This is a genomic window from Bordetella sp. 02P26C-1, assembly GCF_009763255.1.
In the GTDB taxonomy this organism is placed as follows: Bacteria; Pseudomonadota; Gammaproteobacteria; order Burkholderiales; family Burkholderiaceae_B; genus Bordetella_A.
The window spans coordinates 1-22,117 of the sequence record NZ_WSJB01000003.1 but is presented as its reverse complement, the minus strand read 5'-3'; the positions used below and the strand labels follow the sequence as shown (position 1 = coordinate 22,117).

Here is a 22,117-nt window from a genome sequence, read left to right as displayed (position 1 = left end):
GAATATGGAAACCTTTGCCGTTGTGATGGCGATGCTTGTCGCAGTCATGCTTAGCGGAATGATTGTGCGTGTCTTACCGATCCCGGTGCCCGCGCCATTCGTGCAGATCGCGCTTGGCTTCATCATCGCCGCAGTGTTTCAACGCGGCGTGCTGATGGAGCCGGAAATTTTCTTTCTGCTCTTTTTGCCTCCGCTGTTGTTTCTTGATGGGTGGCGGGTTTCCAAACGCTCGGTGCTAGGAGAGTCGTCACTGATTCTTCAGTTATCCATTGGCTTGGTCTTCCTAACTGTGGTGGGCGTGGGCTACCTGATTCATTGGATGATCCCTTCCGTACCGCTCGCGGTCGCTTTCGCCATCGCGGCCATTGTGTCGCCCACGGATCCCGTCGCGGTCGCGGCCATCAGCAAGCGCGTGCACATTCCGCATCGCATGATGGCCATACTGGAGGGAGAGTCCTTATTCAACGATGCCAGCGGGCTGGTCGCGTTTCGTTTCGCCGTGGCGGCTGCTGTCACGGGTGCGTTTTCGCTATGGCAGGCGACGGTGTCGTTTTTCTGGATGGCGCTGGCCAGTATCGCCATCGGGGTGGGTGCGACGGCGATTCTGTTGGTGCTCAAGGGCAAGTTCCGCCGCCGCTTCGGCGTGGAACCCGGCAGCGATATGCTGCTAAGCCTCATCATTCCATTTATCGTCTATTTCATCGCCGAGCATGCACGGGCCTCGGGCATTCTCGCGGCTGTCGCTGCCGGCATCACGATGAGTTATCTCGAAATGGCGGGCGGCCTGTCAGCGCAGGCACGTATTGAGCGTCAGACGGTGTGGACCACGGTACAGCTGACGCTTAACGGCATGATGTTTGTGCTGTTGGGTGAGCAATTGCCCATCATTCTGGACAGGTTGGACGATGCCGCGCAGGAAAGCGGGCAGGACCATCTGTTCTGGTTGCCCGTTTATGCCGCGGCGATCTGGCTTGGCCTGATGCTGGTCAGGCTGATATGGGTAGCGCTGTCCATAAAAATCTCGGAGGCGGTGGCACGGCGGCGAGGTCTCGTGCCGCTCAAGGTCAGTCCACGGATGATCCTGGCGATGGCCATGGCGGGGGTGCGAGGCGCCGTGACGCTGGCCGGCGTCATGACGCTGCCTTTAGCCTTGCCGGACGGCTCTGCGTTTCCCTCGCGGGAGCTGGCTATTTGTCTGGCCACGTTCGTTTTGCTGATCTCGCTACTGATGGCGAACTTCAGTTTGCCCAAGCTCTTGGGCGGCGTAGGAGCCTCCGCGGATGACGGGACGCATGTGGATCAGACGCTGGCCCGGCAAGCTATGCTCGATGCGGCCTTGGAGTCCGTTGTGAAAACACGAGAACGGCTGACGTCGGACCATCCCGATAATGCCGAGCTCTATCTCAGCGCAGCCGAGCGGCTGTCGGAAGCGTTGCGTGACCGTGCCGACATCCATTTGAGCGAGCCCAGGGACGAGCAACGCGCGCATCAGCATAGCGTAGAGCGTCAAATGCGGTTGGAAGCCATCGAGGCCTCGCGACGCGCGATTTATCGCCTCGCGTTGCGGCATCGGATCTCCGATACCTTTGCGCGCGAGCAGGTGAAACTGCTGGATATGCAGGAAGCGCATCTGCGAGCGGAGGACTGACAACGGCATGGCCGGGAACCTCGTGCAGGTAAAGGCATCTCGTGGCTAACCTGCTATAACAGTCCTTGTCTCAATCCGTTTTGATGTTGGGTGTATGTCGATTCACGTGGTTTGCCGTAGCAGTATTGCTTTGTGTCTGGTTGCGTTGATGGCGGGGTGTGGGGGCAAAAGCACCAGTCGGTTGTTCAGCGAATGCACCTGGAATCGCGACGCCTGCATGTACGAGGGGGCATATGAGCCGGGCGAGGAGGCCTACGCCGAGGAACAGGCCAAGCGACTGAACCGGTCGCAGATGCGATAGTTTTGTCCGCGTAGCCCCGAGTACCGCGCCAGTTGGGGTTATCCTAGCGAGTCTGTTGCCGACGCCGGCACCGGCTGCTTGCCTTCACTCGCATGAATTACCCCTCGCAATTTCGATCCTTTATTACCCTCGAAGAGGCGGGTCGCCTGCCGCCCGCGCAGACGCTGGTGCTGACGGTGAACAACCGCCTGGCGCGCCGCTTGACGCTCGACTTGGCCGCGCAGTTGCGGCGCGAACGGCAGGTCAGTGAATTGCCGCGCGTGCTGCCGCTGGCGGCATGGTTGGTGCAGGCGGCTGACGACCTCGCGTTTATTGCCGATACCCATTTGCCAGCCCATCGACTCGACGCGTTCGCGACGCAGATGGTATGGGTCGATGCCATTCGCGCAGAGGAGGGTGAGCGCGTGCTGCTCGATGTCGCGCAGGCCGCGTGTCTCGCGATGGACGCGGACGCCTTGTCCGATGAGTGGGCGATCGAGGTGCCCGCGGGCGCGGAAACCGACGAATATCGTGGATTCGCTCGCTGGCGCGCGCGTTACCGTCAGACCTTGCTGGCCCTGGATGCCGAAGACGCGAATCTGGGGTATTCCCGGGTCTTGCAGGCGTTGCAACAGCAGCAGGTGCCAGCACCGCAATACCTGATCCTGGCGGGTTTCACCGATGTGTCGCCGCGTTTTGCCGCGATGTTGGATGCGTTCCAGGAAGCAGGCGCCGATATCGCGTGGCTGCAGGAGAACGTTGCCGAGGCCACGTCCCCCACGCGTTATTGCGCCGAAGACAACGGCAGCGAATGGCGCGCCGCTGCCGCTTGGGCCGCACAAAAATTGCAGGCCGATCCGCATGGCCGCTACGCCATCGTTTCCGCGCAACTGCAAGCCGAGGCGCCGTTCGCCCGCCGTGTCGTGGGGCAAGCCCTGGCCGCCGGCGCTCATCCCTTTAACGTGGCGGTGGGCCGTCCGCTGACCGAATGGCCTGCCGTGCGCGCCGCGCTGGCGTGGCTGCAGGCGCTGGCCGATGTAGACCATGAGGGCGCGGCGGATGCCGCTGTGTTAGGTGCGGCGCTGCTGGCGGGGCATTGCGCGGGCGACGTCAGCGACGCGGCGAGGCTGGCGGCTATCGATGCGCGTTGGCGCCGGCTTGGTGTGGCGCGGATTGACGCGGCACATTGGCAACGGGATCTGGCCCGCGAGATGGGCACCATATCCGAGGCGAAGGGCACTGCAACGACGCCCAACGCGAGCCCAAATTCGGGCACGGCAATGTCCGCCGCCTGGCCGCAGGCCATGGAGGTATGGCGTCAGGCCGGCGCGCGCGCCACGTGCGATGCATGGATGCCGGTAATGCGCGCGGCTTTGTTGGCCCTGGGCTATCCCGGCGAGCGTACGCTCGATAGCGTGGGCTATCAGGTCGTGGGTGCGCTGGGCGAGCTGTTTGGCCGTTTCGCCGCATTAGCGCCTGTCGCGGGGCGTCTGAACGGACGCGCGGCAGTGCAGTTGCTGCAACGCGCTGCCGAGGCCTCATCCTTCCAACCGCAGCGCGATCCCGCGGCGCGTCTCGATGTGCTGGGTCTGCTCGAAGCCGAAGGCGGTCATTGGGACGGCGTATGGATATTAGGCTTGACCGATGATGTCCTGCCCGCGACACCTCAGCCGAATCCCTTGCTGCCATTAGGCATCCTGCGTCAGGCCGGCGCGCCGCGCGCCACGCCGGAACGCGAGCGCCAGTGGGCCGAAACGCTTTATTCCGCGCTCTGCTGCTGCGCGCCAGAGCTCATCGTCAGCCACGCCCTGATGGATGGCGAACGCGAACTGCGGCCATCGCCGCTGATTGCGCAAGTCCCCTTGACCGACTGGCAATTGCCAGCGCGTGAGGCGAGTATTTCGTTGCCTCAGCAACTTCTTGACGATCACCATGGACCTGCGTTGCCGCCACCGGCGATGCACGAGGGCGCGCGTCGCGCCGCGGGCGCCAAGGGTGGTTTGGATGTGCTGGACACCCAGGCGCGTAATCCATTATGGGCATTCGTACGCCATCGCCTGGGCGCACGCGCGCTGAACGATTACGCGGATTTTGCCAACCAAAGCGTGCGCGGGCAGTTTTTGCACCGCGCGCTCGAACTGGTGTGGCGCATGTTCACCAGCCAGGAAGAGCTGCATGAGGCCATGGCCCGTGGCCGGCTCGCGGAGTTGATTCATCAGGCAGTGGAAGAGGCAGCGCGCGTCGAGTTACAGAGCTACCCGTCGGGTTTGCGCGAGCTCGAGTGCGCCCGAGGTCGCGCGGTGCTGGCTGAGTGGTTCGAACTTGAAGCGCAACGCACGCCCTTTGTCGTCGATCAGGTGGAACACACGCATCACTGGTCACGCGGCCCGCTGGCGCTGGAGGTCCGTCTGGACCGCATGGACCGACTGCCCGACGGGCGCACTGTGATCGTTGACTATAAAACCGGCATGTCGCCGGGCAATCCGGAGTCCGACTGGGCACGCGTGCGGCCCGTGAATTTGCAGCTTCCGTTTTACGCGTCCGTGTTGTCTGGCGACACTCCGGATGCCGACGTGGCGGCTTTAGTGCTGGCACAGGTGCATGCCCGACAAGTCGCCGCGTGTGGATTAGCGGATGCCGATCTGGGCGTCGCGGGCGTAAAGACTGTCGGCGAAAGTCAAGCGTTCGAAGGTCAGAGCTGGGGCGACGTTTTGCAACGGTGGCGATCGGCGGTGGAAAGTCTTGCTGACGAGTATGCGACGGGGTACGCCGCCAATGTGGTTTATCGCCCCGATGATTTGAAATATTGTGACGCCATGCCTTTTCTGCGGCTTCATTTGGAAGACGAGGGGGACGAATAATGAGTGGTTCCGTTCGCCAACCTTCCGATCACCTAGCCCGCGCACGCGCGCTGAATCCCGCGGCCTCGTATCTCGTGCAGGCCCCGGCGGGTTCGGGCAAGACTGAACTATTGACGGACCGCATTCTCGCGCTCTTGGCCACGGTCAATCGCCCCGAGGAGATTGTCGCCATCACTTTCACGCGCAAGGCCGCCTCGGAGATGCATGCGCGCGTCTTGAGCAAACTGCGCGATGGCACTGGTCCCATGCCCGAGACCGAGCATGGCCAGCGCAGCTGGCAACTTGCGCGCGCCGCGCTGGCCCGCGATGCCGAATTAGGTTGGAAATTGCTGCAGCACCCAGCGCGGCTGTCGATTCGTACGATCGACTCGTTTTGCGCGGGTCTGGTTCGAGGGATGCCCTGGTTGTCGGAGTTGGGCGGCATGCCCTCCATCGCCGACGACGCTCAGGCCCACTACGAAGCCGCCGCCCGAGCCACGGTCGCGTTGGTCGACGAGTTCGATGCCGTGCGGACTTTGTTGGCTCACTTGGATGTCGACACCCAGGCCGCCGTTGAAGCCCTTGCCGCGATGCTGGGTCAACGTGATCAATGGCTCCCTTTGCTTGCACACGGCAGCGACCGCATGGCGCTGGAAGACGCGCTGGCCGAAGCCATCGGCGAGGACCTGCAAGCCTTGGCGCGCGCCATGCCGCTAGGCTGGCACGATGCCTTGTGCGGCTGCGCGCGCATGGCCGCCGCGACCTTGGATGAAGAGCATCCGAGCCACGCGCTGTCGGCCTTGCGTGATTGGTGCGATCCGTTGGAACCCACCGCTGAATGCCTCGACCAATGGAAGGCGGTACGTCACCTCTTGTTGACCTCTAGCGGGGGCTTGCGCAGCTCGCGCGGGGTGAATAAAAAACTCGGTTTCCCGCCGAAATGTGGCCATAAGGAACCCTTCACTCAGTGGCTGGACGCTGCCGATCCGGCAGCCTCGTGGATCTGGATGCTGGACGCAATCGACTCGGTGCCACCCGCCGAGTTCAGCGACGCGCAATGGGAAGTATTGAGCGCACAGTTGATGACGCTCAAGCTCGCGGTAGCGCAACTGCACCTGCGTTTCGCCGAAACGCGGGAAGTGGATTTCATCGAAATCGCCCAACGCGCCTCGCGGGCTTTGGGCTCCGCTGACGACCCCGGCGAACTGCTGCTCAAGCTCGATGCCTCGATACGCCATCTGCTGGTGGACGAATTCCAAGACACCAGTCTGACGCAGATCCATTTGCTGGCTACCCTCACCGCGGGCTGGCTGCCCGGCGACGGCAGGACGCTGTTTCTGGTGGGCGATCCCATGCAGTCGATCTATCGTTTCCGCAAGGCCGAGGTTGGACTCTTTTTGCAGGCCGCGCAGTGCGGGATTGGCGAGATAGAACCGGAATTCCTGCAGCTGACGGATAACTTCCGCTCGCAGGCCGGCGTCGTCGAATGGGTGAATGCGACATTCCGCGACCTGCTCCCCAAGCGCAACGATGCCGCGGCTGGCGCTATTGCCTATACCGCCTCGGCCGCGTTCAACGAAGCCTTGCCGGGCGATGCCGTGCGTTTTCATGGCGCATTCAGTAGCGTGAGCGCGAGCGCGGCTGATGAATCGGCAGAGACCCTGACCGTAGATCTGGTGCGGCAAGCGCTGCGAGACCGTGATCCGTCCAGCCGCCATCCGGTTGCTATTCTGGTGCGTGCCCGCGGGCATCTGGGCCAGTTGGTGCAGCGTCTGACCCAGGCGGGTATCGCATGCCGCGCGGTCGATCTCGTGCCATTGGGGCAGCGGCAAGTCGTCTCCGACCTCGTACAACTGGCGCGCGCGTTGGCCCATCCGGCAGATCGTCTGGCCTGGCTGTCTGTGCTGCGTGCGCCGTGGTGCGGACTGACATTGAATTCGTTGCACGCCTTATTCGGCCATGACTTGACCACGCCGATTCCCGCCTTGCTGGCCGACGCGCTGAGGTCTTGCGCCGAGGTCGCCGTGTCACGGCCACTACCGGCCGTGGGGCAGAGTCTTTCGCTCTTCGACAAGCCGGCGACGGCGGTCGCGCCGAGTGCATCCACGTTGGAAGCAGCAGAGGCAGCGTCTACATCCCTGCCGTCGCCATCACAGGCATTCGATACCGCTGGCGGGTCATGCTTGGCACAACGCCTTTTACCGGCCGACGAATACGCCCGTCTCCTGCATGTCGCGGACATTCTGCTGGATACCTCAAACCTTAGTGGTTCGATGCCGCTGGCCGCATGGCTCGAATCGTTGTGGCGCAAGCTGGGCGGCGCAGCTTTGTACGCCAGCGCCACCGCCGCGGACGATGCGGAGAGCCTGTTTGCTTTGATCGAGCGCTTGGCCCCGCATGGCGCGCTCGATCCGGCAAAGCTGGACACAGCCTTGGCGCGTCTTTATGCCGCGCCAGATGGCAGCGACAGCGAGGCCGGCGTGGTCGAGATCATGACCATGCACAAATCCAAGGGCCTGCAATTCGATACGGTCATCCTGTATGGGCTGCACAAATCGCCGCGCGCGGACCGCGCTCCGCTGGTGAGTTTCGAGCAGACCGGCGAACGCGTGCTGTTCGGGCCGGTCAAACCGCGCGCCGACAAAGAGGCCGACCCGATATCCCGCTACCTGAGCTTGCGTGAAAAGCGTCGCGCGTCCTATGAAACGGACCGTCTTCTCTACGTCGCCGCCACCCGCGCACGTCATCGTCTGCATTTGGTTGGCAATGTGGTGGTGGATCCTGCCACCGGTCAGCCCAAACCTCCGTCTGCACAGAGCCTGCTGGGACGCTTGTGGGATTGGCTGCCCCCCGACCAAAAAGCGCCGCCGCCGGGTTGGCAGGACGAAGTGGCCGAGGAGCAGAATGCCGCAACAAGCCGTGGCGGAGAGCCATTACGCCGCGTGTCGAACGATGCCATTGCACGATTGCGGGCGCAAAATCCATTGCGCGGCAGTCAAAGCGTTAGCTTTGGCCGACTCCCCTCACAGCAAGAGCAGGGAGCCGAACATCCCGCCTGGCAACTCGAAAACGCGCACGACGCCGCGATAGGCACGCTCGCCCACGCATGGTTGGCGCGCATCGGCCAAGACGGCATTGCCGCGTGGCCCGCCGAGACCTTGCGCGCCTATCTGCCCATCATGCAAAAGCAATTGACGCGAGCAGGTCTGCCCGCGGCCCTGGCGCCAGACGCTGCCCAATCGGTGTTAGACACGCTCTTGGCCACGCTCGATCACGACCGGGGCAGATGGCTACTCTCCCAATCCGCCGCCCGCCGGGAATGGCCGCTCATCGACGCGGCTGGCCGCGTCTCGGTCATCGACCTGGCCCTCAGTACCGAAGACGGCTGGTTAATCGTTGACTACAAGACCGCACGTCCGCGCCCGGACGAATCCGTCGCCGTTTTCGCCGCCCGCATGCGTCAACGTCATGCGGATCAGTTGCTACGTTACTGCGCTCAAGTCACCGCTTTGGACGCGCGGCCGGCCAGAGCTGTCCTATATTTTCCGAGAGCCGCGTTGTGGATCGATCTGACCGCTGATTCATACGCTCCATAGTGATGTCGATGATCATCGGGATTTGACTACCCCGGCCCGATAAAGTGTGTCAACGACCCCCGCAAGCGGGCTTTCGCCCGCTCTGCTAGAATGCTGGTTGACGGGCCCCTTCGCATGGTTCGGCGGTGAACCTGGTCAGGTCGGGAACGAAGCAGCCATAGTCGTTTAGGATCAGTGCCGGAGTAAGGCTCGTCATCCGGTTTCCCCAGAGGGGCGCCGTAATCGGAACGAATTGCTAGCGTAGCTAGGCAGTTCGCGCCCTGGTTGCGGCGCCCCTTTGTATTTCCGGCGCGCGCGCCGCGCATAACTGGCTCTACAATCCGTCCATGACTTATCTGGTACTGGCCCGCAAGTGGCGACCGCGCTCGTTCGATACCCTGGTAGGCCAGGACCACGTTGTGCGGGCGCTGACTCACGCGCTCGACACGCAGCGGCTGCATCACGCCTGGCTGTTTACCGGTACGCGTGGGGTGGGCAAGACGACGCTCTCGCGTATCCTGGCGAAATCGCTCAATTGCGAAACGGGCATCACCTCGCACCCTTGCGGCAAATGCCGCGCCTGTACGGAAATCGATGCCGGACGGTTCGTCGATTATCTCGAGCTGGATGCGGCCTCGAACCGTGGTGTCGAGGAAATGACGCAACTGCTCGAACAAGCGGTCTACGCGCCCGGGGCAGGCAGGTACAAGGTCTACATGATCGACGAAGTCCACATGTTGACCGGCCATGCGTTCAACGCCATGTTGAAAACGCTGGAAGAGCCGCCGCCGCATGTGAAATTCATACTCGCGACCACCGATCCGCAAAAGATCCCCGTCACGGTGTTGTCGCGCTGCCTGCAGTTCAATCTGAAACAGATGCCGCCTGACGCGATCGTCGGCCATCTGCAGACGGTGCTGCGTGAGGAAGCCATCTCCAACGAGCTGCCGGCGTTACGACTGATCGCGCAAGCAGCCAGCGGATCGATGCGCGATGCGCTGTCGTTGACTGATCAGGCGATCGCATACAGTGCCGGGAATCTCACCGAAGAAGCCGTTCGTGGCATGCTCGGCACCATCGATCAGCGCCATCTGGTGCGTTTGCTCGAATCGTTGGCTGCGGGCCAAGCGGCGGGCGTTTTGGCGGTGGCCGATGAGTTATCCACCCGGGGCTTGTCCTATTCGGGCGCGTTAGCGGATCTGGCGGTGCTGTTGTCCCGCGTGGCCATCGAGCAACGCGTCCCCGGAGCGACGCCCGCGGACGATCCCGTGGCTGGCGATATCGTGCGCCTGGCTGGGGTATTGCATCCCGATGCGGTGCAATTGTTCTACTCCGTGGCCGTGCATAGCCGCAGCGAACTGTCCCTCGCGCCGGATGAGCACGCGGGATTCATCATGGCGTGCTTGCGGATGCTGGCCCTGAACAATCAGGCCGGACCGCAGACGGCTTTACAGGCGCCGGCCGCCGCGCCCGTTACGTCTTCCGCAACGCCGCAGGCGGCTGCGGCGGCGCAAACCACAGCGACGGAACCTCCTCCCGCGTCCGGGCAAGCGGCAGAGACTATTGCGTCTGATCATGCAGCCGGGGCGCCTGCGGTGGCAACGGATCAGCATAACGCGACGTCCACGGGCGGAGAAACGTCGGTATTGCCGGATCAAGCGGCCACGTCTGCGAGCGACTCGGATATCCCTCCTTGGGAAGATCTGCCAGAACCCCCTCGGGCGACTGCAACGTCGAGGGGATCGCAGACTGCTGCTCTGGCGGTGACGCCGGCGAAAGCGCAACCGCAAGCGAGATCGACCGTTTCGACTCCCCCAGCATCGGACGACAGTACCGCGCGTCCTGCTCAATCGGCCGCAAGTCCGTCACCGGCAACGCCCCCCGAGGGGTCAAATACCGTGGCGCCGCAGACAAAACCGCGTGCCGACGAACCGCCGTCCTGGGTCAACGAGGATATCCCCGATGACGCCATGGGCGGATACCTGCCCGATTCGGCTTACACCCCCGACGCTGAAGACGAGTTTGAAACCTTGGCCAGCGCGGGTCCCTCCGATATTGTGGCGCCGGCCTCGCGTGTACAGCCTTCGGCGCCACGGCGTAGTCGTCAGCCACGCACCAGTCTGCACAGCATGACCGCCGCCGACTGGCCCGCGCTCGCCGCAAAGTTGCCAGTCACGGGCTTAGCGGCCGAATTGGCGCGTCAAAGCGAATGGGCGGGCGTACAGGGCGATGCCGTGGTGTTACGCGTCGCCGTCAAAACCTTGGCCGAAAGCGAAAGCCGTGTCCGCCTTCAAACCGTCCTGTGCGAGCATTTCGGCCAAAGCCTGCGGCTCGAGGTTGAAGTCGGCGCTACCGGCGACGGCACGGCACATGCCGTGGCTCAGATTGAACGCGCCGAGCGCCAGCGCGCTGCGGAGCAAGCCGTGGCGGCCGATCCGTTTGTGATGGCCTTGCAATCCGACTTTGGCGGCAAGGTCAGTTCCGTACGGGCGATCCCTCCGGGCATGTCGCCTGGTTAACCGCCGGGCTAAGACGAGTTCGATTTCCTGTTAAATTTTCACTCTTATTCCGAGGAAGTTTCCACCATGATGAAAGGACAATTGGCCGGTCTGATGCGCCAAGCGCAGCAGATGCAGGAAAACATGAAAAAGGCGCAAGAGGCCTTGGCGGAGATCATCGTCGAAGGCGCCTCCGGCGGTGGCTTGGTCAAGGTCTCCATGACCTGCCGTCACGACGTCAAGCGCGTGCAAATCGACCCCAGCCTGCTGGCCGACGATAAAGACATGCTCGAGGACTTAGTGGCTGCCGCGTTCAACGACGCGCTGCGCAAGGCCGAGTCCACGGCTCAGGAAAAGATGGCAGGCGTCACCGCCGGCATGCCCTTGCCGCCGGGAATGAAGCTGCCGTTCTAATCCGGGCATTGCCCCAGGGCTAGCCGTGTGACGGTCAGCCCATTACCTTTGTCGTCTCCGGTATCGCGATGGATTCCGAACTGCCTGAACCCGAGCCTCTGGTCTCGCTCATCGAGTCGCTGCGCCGTCTGCCAGGGGTAGGCGTGCGCTCGGCCCGACGGATGGCTTACCATCTGATGCAACATGATCTGCAGGGCGCCGACATGCTGAGCCGGGCGCTCTCCGCGGCGGTGCAGAACTTGCGCCACTGCGCGCGCTGCAATGGCTTCACGGAAGACACCATCTGTGCGACCTGTTCGAATCCCAAGCGCGATGCCTCGCTGCTGTGCATCGTCGAGACGCCGGCCGATCAAAATATGATCGAAGCCAGTCACGGTTATCGCGGGCTGTACTACGTGCTGATGGGGCGGGTCGCGCCGCTAGAGGGCATAGGGCCTAAAGAGCTGGATTTCGAACGCCTGATCAATCGCGCGACGGATGGGGTTGTGCAAGAGGTGATTCTCGCGACGAATTTCACCGCTGAGGGTGAGACGACGGCGCATTTCTTGGGTGATACCTTGGCGGATAAGGGGCTTAAGGTTACGCGTCTGGCGCGGGGGGTGCCTGCGGGGAGTGAGCTTGAGTACGTGGATGCCGGGACGATTGCTTGGGCGTTGATGGAGCGTAAGTCGGCTTAGGTTCGGTGGGGATTTTGCTGGCTGCTCGTTGCGTTCTTTAGACGCAGGAGGCGGGCGAGTAAAGGGGCAGCGGCCCTGTCGCAGCGGCTCGGCCCACGAGCAGGGGCCTCGGTCCCCTTCGGGGACTTCCCGCCGCTCTACGGGCCGCTGCCCCTTTACTCGCCCGCCTCCTGCTTGCGTCAGCGTAATTTGATGGGTGTGCGCTTTCGCGAATGCTTGCAGTCTCAAACAATACGACTGATCTCCCAGCCGGCGCATCGCAGCACTGGTCCACCTTGGCATTCTCTGCATCGTCAAGGCATACCTGAAGCATACGCCATGCGACGCAATACGCCTTTGCCGGGGGATATTCAGCGCACCCCCGCCTATTCATTGCAACCGCGGCATGCCTCATCAAGAGTCCGGGGTCGGTGTGCGTGGGCGGTGCCGGCCCGTAGAGCGACGGGAAGTCCCCGAAGGGGGCCGAGGCCCCTGATCATGGGCCGAGCCGTTGCGACAGGGCTGGCACCGCCCACGCACACCGGCCCCGGACGTCAAAAGAACGCTCCCCTAAGCCAGCAACATCAGCCCCTCCGTACCTCATCAAGCCGCTTCCCGCGCACCGCTATCCACCCCCTGAGAGCAGCCAAGATACCCACTGGAGTATGATGATCCCGCCCGGCAGGAGGCGCCGTCTGGATCGGCATTCAGCCCGCCACCCTCTGCCGACCCTGGATGAATGCACACATAAATGACGCCAGGACGACTGCGCAGTCGCCATGGACGTCCACGCCGCCATGCGGCAAAGGAGATGCTAAATGTCGATCACCCGTCGTGATTTGCTGAAATTGACCGGTGCTGCCGGTGCATTGAGCATGGCCCCCGCCATCGTTCGCGCCCAGGCCCTGGAAAAGAAGCAAGTTCAGATCGCCGTCGGCGGCAAAGCACTGGTTTACTACCTTCCGCTGACCATCGCGGAAATCAAAGGCTATTTCAAAGACGAAGGCCTGGACGTCAGTATTGCGGACTTCGCCGGCGGCTCCAAGGCCCTGCAGGCCGTGGTGGGTGGCAGCGCCGATGTCGTCTCCGGCGCTTTTGAACACACGCTGCATATGCAATCCAAAGGCCAGTTCTATCGCGCCTTCGTATTGCAAGGACGTGCCCCCATGGTGGGCTTTGGCGTGTCGAAGAAAACGATGCCCAACTACAAAAGTCCTGCTGACCTGAAGGGTAAGAAAATCGGCGTCACCGCGCCCGGTTCTTCCACCAACATGGTCGTGAGCTTCTTCCTCGCCCAGCATGGCTTGAAAGATAGCGATGTGTCGTTCATCGGCGTGGGTGCGGGTGCTGGCGCGGTGACCGCGTTGCGCAGCGGTCAAATCGATGCGATCTCGAACACCGACCCCGTCGTGTCGATGCTGGAGCTCGCAGGCGATATCGACGTGATCGTGGATACGCGTACCCTCAAGGACACACGCGAAATCTTTGGTGGCGATATGCCCGCCGGTTCGCTGTACGCGCCGCAGGCCTTCATCGATGCGAATCCCAATACCGTGCAGGCCTTGACCAACGCCATGGTCCGCGCCGACAAGTGGATTCACGAAGTCAGCATAGATGAGATCGCCAAAACGGTGCCCACTCAGTATCTGCTGGGCGAACCCGAGGTCTACAAAACCGCGCTGCAAAAAAGCATGGACGGCCTGTCGCCCAATGGCATGATCCCTGAAGACGGCGCTGCTACCGCGACCCGCGCGCTGGCTGCCTACGTCAAGGGCTTTGACGCCGCGAAGATCGATCCGGCCAAGGCCTGGACCAACGAGTTCGCCCGTCGCGCTAACGAGAAGTATCCCAATGCCTGACGCTGCACTCTCATTCGAACATATCACGTGTACCTTTGTGTCGCGCGACGGCGGGGGCAAACGCTATACCGCCGTGCAGGACACCACGCTGTCCATCGCGCCCGGCGAGTTTGTCTCGGTCGTCGGCCCCACGGGCTGCGGCAAATCGACGCTTTTGAATGTGGGCGCCGGTTTGCTGCGGCCATCCTCGGGCGAGGTCAAGGTCTTCGGGCAGCCGCTGCAAGACATCAACACCCGAGCCGGCTACATGTTCCAGGGCGAGGCGCTGCTGCCGTGGCGCAGCGCCCTGGAAAATGTGATTGCCGGTTTGGAGTTTGCCGGCGTGCCGCGCGAAGAAGCGCTAGAACGCGGCCGCGAATGGATGCGTCGCGTGGGTCTGGGCGGCTTCGAGGAACGCTATCCGCACCAGATGTCTGGCGGGATGCGCAAACGCGCCATGCTGGCGCAAACCCTCATCCGCGATCCCGACATCATTTTGATGGACGAGCCATTTTCGGCCCTCGATATCCAGACGCGTCAGCTGATGGAAAACGAGGTCCTCGAACTATGGATGGCCAAGCGTAAGGCCGTGCTTTTCATCACGCATGACCTGGACGAAGCCATCGCCATGAGTGACCGCGTGGTGGTGCTGTCCGCCGGCCCCGGCACGCATCCGATCGGCGAATTCGCGATTGACCTGCCGCGTCCCCGCGATGTGGCCGAGGTGCGCACCCACCCACGCTTCGTGGAACTGCATGCCGCGATCTGGGGTGTGTTGCGTGAAGAAGTGCTCAAGGGCTATGCCCAGCAAAAGCGAGCCTGATATGTCGAAATTGTTTAACCCGGGCTCTCGTTTAGGCCTGCGCTTCTGGCAGCTGCTGCTGCTCGTGATTATTGTGGCCGTGTGGTATGTGGCCTCGTTAGACCCGAAGGTTGCTTTCTTTTTTGGTCAGCCCTTGGAGGTCTGGGGCCGTATCTGGGCCTGGTTCGTTACCAACGGGGACATCTATCGCCATCTGTGGGTGACCTTGTCGGAAACCGTGCTCGCATTTTTTATCGGCACGATTTCAGGGCTGGGTTTTGGGCTGTGGCTGGGGCTGTCCAATACCGCCAGCGCGATTCTGGACCCGTATATCAAAGCGGCCAACTCCATGCCGCGCGTGATTCTGGCACCGATCTTCGGTATGTGGTTCGGTCTGGGCATCTGGTCCAAGGTCGCACTGGCCGTGACGCTGGTGTTCTTCATCGTTTTCTTTAACGTGTACCAAGGCGTGCGCGAGGTCAGTCCCACGCTACTCGATAACGCCCGGATGCTGGGTGCGAACCGGCGTCAGTTGCTGCGTCATGTCTATCTGCCATCGGCCACGAGCTGGGTGTTTTCCAGCTTGCATACTTCGGTGGGCTTGGCGTTTGTCGGGGCCGTGGTCGGTGAATATCTGGGCTCGGCCAGCGGTGTGGGCTACCTGATTCTGCAGGCGGAAGGCACATTCGACGTCAACACGGTGTTTGCCGGTATCGTTGTCTTGACGGCGTTCGCGCTATTGCTCGACTTTATTGTCGGCATCGGCGAAAAGCGCCTGATGAAGTGGCAGCCCAAGATGGGCGAAACCGAGAAGCTTTGATCGGTTACCCCATCGCAGGCATTCCGCGGTGGGGCAAATCGGGGGACAACGTGATCGTCGCACCCCCGACCAAACGCCGTCAGGCAGCCTGCGCGAGCAGCTTATCCAGCTTGACCGCGTCCGCCGAGAACAGGCGGATGCCCTCGGCCAGCTTCTCAGTCGCCATGGCGTTGGCGTTCAGTTCCGTCCGGAACCAGATTTCGTCCGGTTTATGGTACGTGGGAACGTTGTCGCGCAGGTATGCCGGGCTCAGTCGAGCGGGCACATCGCCCTCGGTCTGATCCAGCTCGGTCAACAGCTCCGGGCTGATGGTCAACAGATCGCAGCCCGCCAGCGCGCGGATCTGACCGGAGTTGCGAAAGCTCGCGCCCATGATCTCGGTCGGCACGCCATTACGCTTGTAATAGCGATAGATCTCGGTCACCGATTCCACGCCCGGGTCGTTTTCCCCAGCGCGTTCGGCTTCGACCCAGTCGGCGCCCGCCGCTTTTTTGTACCAGTCATAAATTCGCCCCACAAACGGCGAAATCAGCTGGACGCCCGCATCCGCGCAAGCCATAGCCTGCGGCAGCGAGAACAACAACGTCAGATTGCAGCGAATCCCATCCGACTGCAGCACCCGCGCGGCCTGGATGCCTTCCCAGGTCGATGCGATCTTGATCAGCACGCGCTCGCGCGGGATGCCTGCCGCCTCGTACAGCGCGATCAACGCCCGGCCTCGCTCGACGGTGGCGCGCGTATCGAACGACAAACGCGCATCCACTTCGGTCGAGACACGTCCGGGAACAATATTCAGAATTTCGCGTCCAAACGCCACCAACAGTCTGTCAGTCAGCTGCGCCGCCGTCGCGCCCCGATGATCTCGTACGACTTGTTGCAACAAGGGGCGATAGGTGTCTTTCTGTACTGCCTTGAGAATCAGCGACGGGTTGGTCGTCGCGTCAGTCGGGCGCAAAGCGCGTATTGCTTCGAAATCGCCGGTGTCGGCAACCACCGTGGTATGGCGGCGTAATGCTTCAAGCTGGCTGGACATGTGACGGATGAGCGTAGACTAGGGTTGAGAAAGAGCTAGGTTATCACCTGCCAGAGCCTCTTTCGACCCCGGAAAACGCGGGGTTTGGCCTTGATTGGCGCGGCTTCCGTAGGGGATGGCCCTGCCAGGGTATAATTTCAAGGTTTGATTATCGATTCTGAAACCGGGGTTTACTGTGCTGCCGCAACTTTTTCCCGAGGGCGCCGATCGCTTCCCTCCAGCAATTCTAGCTTTGGCGGACGGTACCATTTTCCGAGGCGTATCTATAGGTGCGCCTGGTTATACGGTCGCCGAGGTCGTATTCAATACGGCCATGACTGGCTACCAGGAAATTTTGACTGATCCGAGCTATAACGGCCAGATCGTCACGCTGACTTATCCGCACATTGGTAATACGGGCGTAAACGAAGAAGACGTGGAAACCTCCCGCGTGCTCGCTTCGGGCCTGGTCGTGCGCGATTGTCCGTCGCGTGTGTCGAATTTTCGCGCGACGCAGTCGTTGCCGGAGTACTTGGCGGCACAGGGTATCGTAGCTATTTCTGGCGTGGATACACGCAAACTCACGCGTATTCTGCGTGAAGGCGGCGCTCAGGGCGCCTGCATTCTGGTCGGCGACGACGCCGAGCGCGCTGTCGAGCTGGCTCGCAGCTTCCCTGGCATGTCCGGTCAGGATCTGGCCAAGGTCGTCTCGATCAAGGAGACGACGGAATGGAAGCAGGGCACCTGGCAACTGGGTTCGAGCTTCACCACGCCCGACCAAAACCAGTTCCACGTGGTCGCCTATGACTTCGGCGTGAAGTACAACATCCTGCGCTTGCTGGCCGATCGCGGATGCCGCATCACGCTGGTGCCGGCGCAGACGACCGCCGAGGAAGTCTTGAAGCTCAATCCGGATGGCGTGTTCCTGGCCAACGGCCCGGGCGATCCAGGCCCCTGCGATTACGCCATCGAGGCAACTCGCGAGTTCCTCGAGCGCAAGATCCCGACCTTCGGTATTTGCCTGGGCCACCAGATCATGGGCCTGGCCGTGGGCGCGAAGACCGTCAAGATGAAGACCGGCCACCACGGTGCGAACCACCCGGTGCAAGACGTGCAATCCAAACGCGTTTTCATCACCAGCCAGAACCACGGGTTCGGCGTGGATGCGGCCACCTTGCCGGAAAACGCGCGTACCACGCACGTGTCGCTGTTTGACGGCACGCTGCAGGGCTTCGAGCTGACTGACCGTCCGGCGTTCTGCTTCCAGGGCCACCCCGAGGCCAGCCCCGGACCGCACGACATCATCGTGCTGTTCGACAAATTCATCAGCCAGATGGCCGGCCAGAAGAAATAAAGATCGCATTATGCCCAAGCGTACAGACCTAAAAAGCATTCTCATCATCGGTGCCGGCCCCATCATCATCGGGCAGGCATGCGAATTCGACTATTCCGGCGCCCAGGCGTGTAAGGCCCTCAAGGCCGAGGGTTACCGCACCATTCTGGTCAACAGCAACCCCGCCACGATCATGACCGACCCGGAGACGGCCGATGTGACCTACATCGAGCCCATCACCTGGCAGGCGGTGGAAAAGATCATCGAACGCGAGAAGCCCGATGCGCTGCTGCCCACCATGGGCGGACAGACCGCGTTGAACTGCGCGTTGGATCTGGCCCGTCACGGCGTGCTGGCCAAGCACAACGTCGAGCTGATCGGCGCGAACGAACACGCCATCGAAAAAGCCGAGGATCGCCAGAAATTCAAGCAGGCCATGACCGACATCGGTCTGGAGTCGGCGAAATCGGGCGTGGCCCACAGCATGGAAGAGGCCTGGGAAGTCCAGCGCCGCATCGCGGCCGAAACCGGCACGTCGGGCTTCCCGGCCGTGATCCGTCCGAGCTTCACCATGGGCGGCTCGGGCGGCGGTATCGCCTACAACGCCGAAGAGTTCGAGACCATCTGCCGTCGCGGCCTGGAAGCCTCGCCCACCAGCGAACTGCTGATCGAGGAATCGCTCCTCGGCTGGAAAGAGTTCGAGATGGAGGTCGTGCGAGACAAGGCCGATAACTGCATCATCGTTTGCTCGATCGAGAACCTGGACCCCATGGGCGTCCACACCGGCGATTCCATCACTGTCGCGCCTGCCCAGACGCTGACGGACAAGGAATACCAGATCATGCGTAACGCCTCGATCGCGGTGTTGCGCGAGATCGGCGTTGATACGGGCGGCTCGAACGTGCAGTTCGCGGTCAACCCGCAAAACGGCCGCATGATCGTTATCGAGATGAACCCGCGCGTGTCGCGTTCCTCGGCGCTGGCTTCCAAAGCCACGGGTTTCCCGATCGCCAAGGTTGCCGCGCGTCTGGCCGTGGGCTACACGCTCGACGAACTGCGCAACGAGATCACCGGCGGCGCTACGCCGGCCTCGTTCGAACCGTCGATCGACTACGTGGTCACCAAGGTGCCGCGTTTCGCATTCGAAAAATTCCCGCAGGCCGATTCGCGTTTGACCACGCAGATGAAGTCGGTGGGCGAGGTGATGGCGATCGGCCGCACCTTCAAGGAATCGTTCCAGAAAGCCCTGCGCGGTCTGGAAGTCGGTGTCGATGGTCTGAACCAAAAAACCACCGACCGCGAAAAACTGCAGGTCGAACTGGGCGAGCCCGGTCCCGAGCGTATCTGGTACGTGGGCGATGCCTTTGCCCAAGGCTTTAGCCTGGACGAAGTCCACCAGATCACGAAGATCGACCCCTGGTTCCTGTCGCAGATCAAGGAAATCGTCGACATCGAGCTCGCGCTCGAACAAAAGACGCTGTCCGATCTGGATTTCGAAACCCTGTGGCAACTCAAGCGCATGGGCTTCTCGGATCGCCGTCTGGCCTTCCTGCTCGATACCGCGGAATCCGAAGTTCGCAAGCTGCGTCATCAGCTGAACGTGCGCCCGGTGTACAAGCGCGTCGACACCTGCGCGGCGGAATTCGCCACGCGTACGGCCTACATGTACTCGACCTATGAGGAAGAGTGCGAATCGCAGCCCACCGATCGTAAGAAGATCATCGTGTTGGGTGGCGGCCCGAACCGTATCGGTCAGGGTATCGAGTTCGACTATTGCTGCGTGCATGCCGCGCTGGCACTGCGCGACGATGGTTACGAAACCATCATGGTCAACTGCAACCCCGAAACGGTTTCGACTGACTACGACACCTCCGACCGTCTGTATTTCGAGCCGCTGACGCTCGAAGACGTGCTGGAAATCGTACACAAGGAAAACCCGGTCGGCATGATCGTGCAGTACGGCGGTCAAACCCCGTTGAAGCTCGCCCGCGCGCTGGAAGCCAACGGTGTGCCCATCATCGGCACGAGCCCCGAGTCGATCGACGTGGCCGAAGACCGCGAGCGCTTCCAGAAACTGCTGAACAAGCTGGGCTTGCGTCAGCCGCCTAACCGTACCGCGCGTACCGAAGGCGAGGCGCTGGCTCACGCTTCAGAAATCGGTTACCCGCTGGTGGTGCGTCCCAGCTACGTGCTGGGTGGCCGCGCGATGGAAATCGTGCACGAGCAGCAGGATCTCGAACGCTATATGCGCGAGGCCGTGAAGGTCAGCAATGATTCGCCCGTGCTGCTGGATCGCTTCCTGAACGATGCGACCGAAGTCGATGTGGACTGCCTGGCCGATGGTCAGACGGTGTTCATCGGTGGCGTCATGGAGCACATCGAGCAGGCTGGCGTGCACTCTGGCGACTCGGCTTGCAGCCTGCCGCCGTATTCGCTGTCGCCGGAAATTATTGCCGAGATCAAGCGTCAGACGACGATGATGGCGCGTGCGCTGAACGTGAGCGGCCTGATGAACGTGCAGTTCGCCATCCAGGGTGGCGATGTGTACGTGCTCGAAGTCAACCCGCGTGCCTCGCGTACGGTGCCGTATGTGTCCAAGGCGACCGGCCTGCAGCTGGCCAAGATCGCCGCTCGCGCGATGGCTGGCCGCACGCTGGCGGACCAAGGCATTACCCGCGAAATCGTTCCGCATTATTTCTCGGTGAAGGAAGCCGTGTTCCCGTTCGTGAAATTCCCGGGCGTGGATACGATTCTCGGCCCGGAAATGAAGTCGACGGGCGAAGTGATGGGCGTGGGCATGAGCTTTGGCGAGGCTTTCGTCAAATCGCAGCTCGCAGCTGGTGTGCGTTTGCCCGAGGGCGGCACGGCCTTTATCAGCGTGAAGGACCAGGACAAGGTGCGCGCGGTGCAAGTCGCTCGCGGTTTGCATGAGCTGGGCTTCAAGCTCGTCGCCACGCGTGGTACGGCAGCCCAGATCGAGGCGGCTGGAATTCCCGTGCAAATCGTCAACAAGGTCACCGAAGGTCGTCCTCACATCGTGGATATGGTCAAGAACGGCGAAATCTCGCTGGTGATCAACACGGTCGAGGAACGCCGCAACGCCATCGCGGACTCGCGCACGATTCGTACGCAGTCGCTGGCGGCGCGTGTGACGTTCTTTACGACCATCGCGGGTGCGCGCGCGGCGGTGGAAGGGATGCAGTATCTGCGTCAGGGGTTGGGCCTGCAGGTCTATCCTCTGCAGGAACTGCATGCGAGCTTGCCGCAGCAGTAAGGCGGTTTCGTGCTCGAATGAAAACAGGCCCTGCGGGGCCTGTTTTTTTATGCAGGCCTGCCAATACGCCAGGGGAACAGAACTTGCAGGCAATGTCCTACTACCGCGTGTTGTGGCGCAGTGCACCTCAGGCCACGGCTTTCAACGAATAGTGCCCCAGTACTCAGGGGCCCGCGTCCGGCGTGGCCCGCCGTGCGCTCTCCCTAAGGAGACTCTGCCATGCCAGACAGTTTGCCCGTAGAAAAGGCGTACCGCATCCTGGAATCCGGCCCTGTGTTGTTGGTATCGACCCGCGCCGCCGACGGCAGCGCGAATGTGATGACCCTGGGATTTCACATGATGATATTGCACGACCCGCCGCTAGTCGGGGTGGTCCTTGGGCCGTGGGACCATAGCCACCGGGCGCTATCAGAGACCGGCGAGTGTGTACTGGCCGTACCGACGGTGGATCTGGCCGAGAAGGTGGTCGATATCGGCAATTGCTCGGGGAGTACGCTCGATAAATTCGCGCACTTTGGGTTGACACCCCTGCCGGCCGAGATGGTGCAGGCGCCCCTGGTGGGCGAGTGCTGGGCCAACCTGGAATGCCGGGTGGCCGACGAAGACTGGGTGCGCCGCTACGATTTGTGGGTGCTGCAGGTTCAGCGTATCTGGATTGACACCTCGCGCGAGGAAACGCGACTGATCCATCATCAGGGTGACGGACGATTCAGCGTGGATGGCGACACGCTCGATCTGGGGGAACGGATGGTGAAGTGGCGGGATTTGATGGATTGATATTGCGGGCTGTGCGCCGCCGCCAGCGGTTTTCTAGGATGTGCGGCTAGTTAGGCGGCATCTGTCAGAATGACTTGCTTTGTTCTCATGCGTGAGCGCTGTCTGCGGTGTCTATGCATGGTGATCGGGCAGCCGGGGGCTGTTAAGCTCGCGAAAAGTCTTTTGAACGGATTGCCATGACTGCAGTGTTTATTACGGGTGCGTCTAGCGGGCTGGGGCGGGCATTGGCCTGGCGATACGCGTGCGCGGGGGCTACGCTGGGCTTGGTAGCGCGGCGGGGGGAGGCTTTGCGTGAATTGGCGGATTCCTTGCCAGGCGAGCATCGGTGTTATGCGCTGGATGTGCGTGAC

General features: G+C 62.0%; 14 protein-coding genes and 1 other RNA gene. 14 read left to right on the top strand and 1 reads right to left on the bottom strand.

Annotation, left to right across the window (positions count from 1 at the left end; genetic code table 11):
• Window positions 1–4: 4 nt before the first annotated feature.
• The 10 genes from GOQ28_RS02065 (at window position 5) to GOQ28_RS02020 (ending at window position 15,371) form a co-directional block, all read left to right on the top strand.
• Window positions 5–1,648: a Na+/H+ antiporter gene (locus tag GOQ28_RS02065; protein WP_160355247.1), complete on the top strand. Its 1,644-nt coding sequence runs from the start codon at window positions 5–7 to the stop codon at window positions 1,646–1,648.
• 393 nt (window positions 1,649–2,041) lie between these two features.
• A complete protein-coding gene (locus tag GOQ28_RS02060) occupies window positions 2,042–4,789 on the top strand; it encodes a PD-(D/E)XK nuclease family protein (protein ID WP_160355246.1) in 2,748 nt (915 codons plus the stop codon).
• Complete coding sequence (locus GOQ28_RS02055; RefSeq protein WP_160355245.1) at window positions 4,789–8,364, top strand: UvrD-helicase domain-containing protein; 3,576 nt, start codon at window positions 4,789–4,791, stop codon at window positions 8,362–8,364. Before GOQ28_RS02060 ends, GOQ28_RS02055 begins: the two co-directional genes overlap by 1 nt.
• A 99-nt stretch (window positions 8,365–8,463) precedes the next feature.
• An RNA gene (gene ffs, locus GOQ28_RS02050) (signal recognition particle sRNA small type) lies at window positions 8,464–8,561 on the top strand.
• 129 nt (window positions 8,562–8,690) lie between these two features.
• The gene (locus GOQ28_RS02045) at window positions 8,691–10,862 is read left to right on the top strand and encodes a DNA polymerase III subunit gamma/tau (protein ID WP_160355244.1); all 2,172 of its coding nucleotides are present in this window, start codon (window positions 8,691–8,693) and stop codon (window positions 10,860–10,862) included.
• 66 nt (window positions 10,863–10,928) lie between these two features.
• Window positions 10,929–11,255 carry a YbaB/EbfC family nucleoid-associated protein gene (locus tag GOQ28_RS02040; protein ID WP_160350423.1) on the top strand — a complete coding sequence of 109 codons (327 nt, stop codon included), beginning with the start codon at window positions 10,929–10,931 and terminating at the stop codon, window positions 11,253–11,255.
• A gap of 68 nt (window positions 11,256–11,323) precedes the next feature.
• A complete protein-coding gene (recR, locus tag GOQ28_RS02035; protein WP_160350424.1) occupies window positions 11,324–11,932 on the top strand; it encodes a recombination mediator RecR in 609 nt (202 codons plus the stop codon).
• Window positions 11,933–12,729: 797 nt separating this feature from the next.
• Window positions 12,730–13,770 (top strand): ABC transporter substrate-binding protein, encoded by a 1,041-nt coding sequence (locus GOQ28_RS02030; RefSeq protein ID WP_160350104.1) that lies wholly within the window; start codon window positions 12,730–12,732, stop codon window positions 13,768–13,770.
• Entirely contained in the window at window positions 13,763–14,572 is an 810-nt protein-coding gene (locus GOQ28_RS02025) for an ABC transporter ATP-binding protein (protein ID WP_160355243.1), read from the top strand. Before GOQ28_RS02030 ends, GOQ28_RS02025 begins: the two co-directional genes overlap by 8 nt.
• A gap of 1 nt (window position 14,573) precedes the next feature.
• Window positions 14,574–15,371, top strand: a complete 798-nt coding sequence (locus GOQ28_RS02020; protein WP_160350102.1) for an ABC transporter permease — start codon at window positions 14,574–14,576, stop codon at window positions 15,369–15,371.
• Window positions 15,372–15,450: 79 nt separating this feature from the next.
• Here GOQ28_RS02020 and tal read toward each other — a convergent pair whose 3' ends face one another.
• Window positions 15,451–16,404: a transaldolase gene (tal, locus tag GOQ28_RS02015; protein ID WP_160355242.1), complete on the bottom strand. Its 954-nt coding sequence runs from the start codon at window positions 16,402–16,404 to the stop codon at window positions 15,451–15,453.
• A 175-nt stretch (window positions 16,405–16,579) separates the two neighbouring features.
• Here tal and carA point away from each other — a divergent pair, with 175 nt between their 5' ends.
• The 4 genes from carA to GOQ28_RS01995 form a co-directional block, all read left to right on the top strand.
• A complete protein-coding gene (gene carA, locus GOQ28_RS02010; protein ID WP_160355241.1) occupies window positions 16,580–17,737 on the top strand; it encodes a glutamine-hydrolyzing carbamoyl-phosphate synthase small subunit in 1,158 nt (385 codons plus the stop codon).
• A 10-nt stretch (window positions 17,738–17,747) separates the two neighbouring features.
• The gene (carB, locus tag GOQ28_RS02005) at window positions 17,748–20,990 is read left to right on the top strand and encodes a carbamoyl-phosphate synthase large subunit (RefSeq protein WP_160355240.1); all 3,243 of its coding nucleotides are present in this window, start codon (window positions 17,748–17,750) and stop codon (window positions 20,988–20,990) included.
• Window positions 20,991–21,209: 219 nt separating this feature from the next.
• Window positions 21,210–21,767: a flavin reductase family protein gene (locus GOQ28_RS02000; protein WP_160355239.1), complete on the top strand. Its 558-nt coding sequence runs from the start codon at window positions 21,210–21,212 to the stop codon at window positions 21,765–21,767.
• Between the two features lie 176 nt (window positions 21,768–21,943).
• On the top strand, window positions 21,944–22,117 hold a 174-nt coding region (locus GOQ28_RS01995), incomplete at its 3' end, for an SDR family NAD(P)-dependent oxidoreductase (protein WP_160355238.1).

Coding starts and splice junctions, on each gene's coding strand:
- GOQ28_RS02065 (WP_160355247.1), top strand. CDS start 5: ATGGAAACCTTTGCCGTTGTGATGGCGATGCTTGTCGCAGTCATGCTT.
- GOQ28_RS02030 (WP_160350104.1), top strand. CDS start 12,730: ATGTCGATCACCCGTCGTGATTTGCTGAAATTGACCGGTGCTGCCGGT.
- GOQ28_RS02020 (WP_160350102.1), top strand. CDS start 14,574: ATGTCGAAATTGTTTAACCCGGGCTCTCGTTTAGGCCTGCGCTTCTGG.
- GOQ28_RS02025 (WP_160355243.1), top strand. CDS start 13,763: ATGCCTGACGCTGCACTCTCATTCGAACATATCACGTGTACCTTTGTG.
- carB (WP_160355240.1), top strand. CDS start 17,748: ATGCCCAAGCGTACAGACCTAAAAAGCATTCTCATCATCGGTGCCGGC.
- tal (WP_160355242.1), bottom strand. CDS start 16,404: ATGTCCAGCCAGCTTGAAGCATTACGCCGCCATACCACGGTGGTTGCC.
- GOQ28_RS02045 (WP_160355244.1), top strand. CDS start 8,691: ATGACTTATCTGGTACTGGCCCGCAAGTGGCGACCGCGCTCGTTCGAT.
- GOQ28_RS02040 (WP_160350423.1), top strand. CDS start 10,929: ATGATGAAAGGACAATTGGCCGGTCTGATGCGCCAAGCGCAGCAGATG.
- GOQ28_RS02055 (WP_160355245.1), top strand. CDS start 4,789: ATGAGTGGTTCCGTTCGCCAACCTTCCGATCACCTAGCCCGCGCACGC.
- recR (WP_160350424.1), top strand. CDS start 11,324: ATGGATTCCGAACTGCCTGAACCCGAGCCTCTGGTCTCGCTCATCGAG.
- GOQ28_RS02000 (WP_160355239.1), top strand. CDS start 21,210: ATGCCAGACAGTTTGCCCGTAGAAAAGGCGTACCGCATCCTGGAATCC.
- GOQ28_RS02060 (WP_160355246.1), top strand. CDS start 2,042: ATGAATTACCCCTCGCAATTTCGATCCTTTATTACCCTCGAAGAGGCG.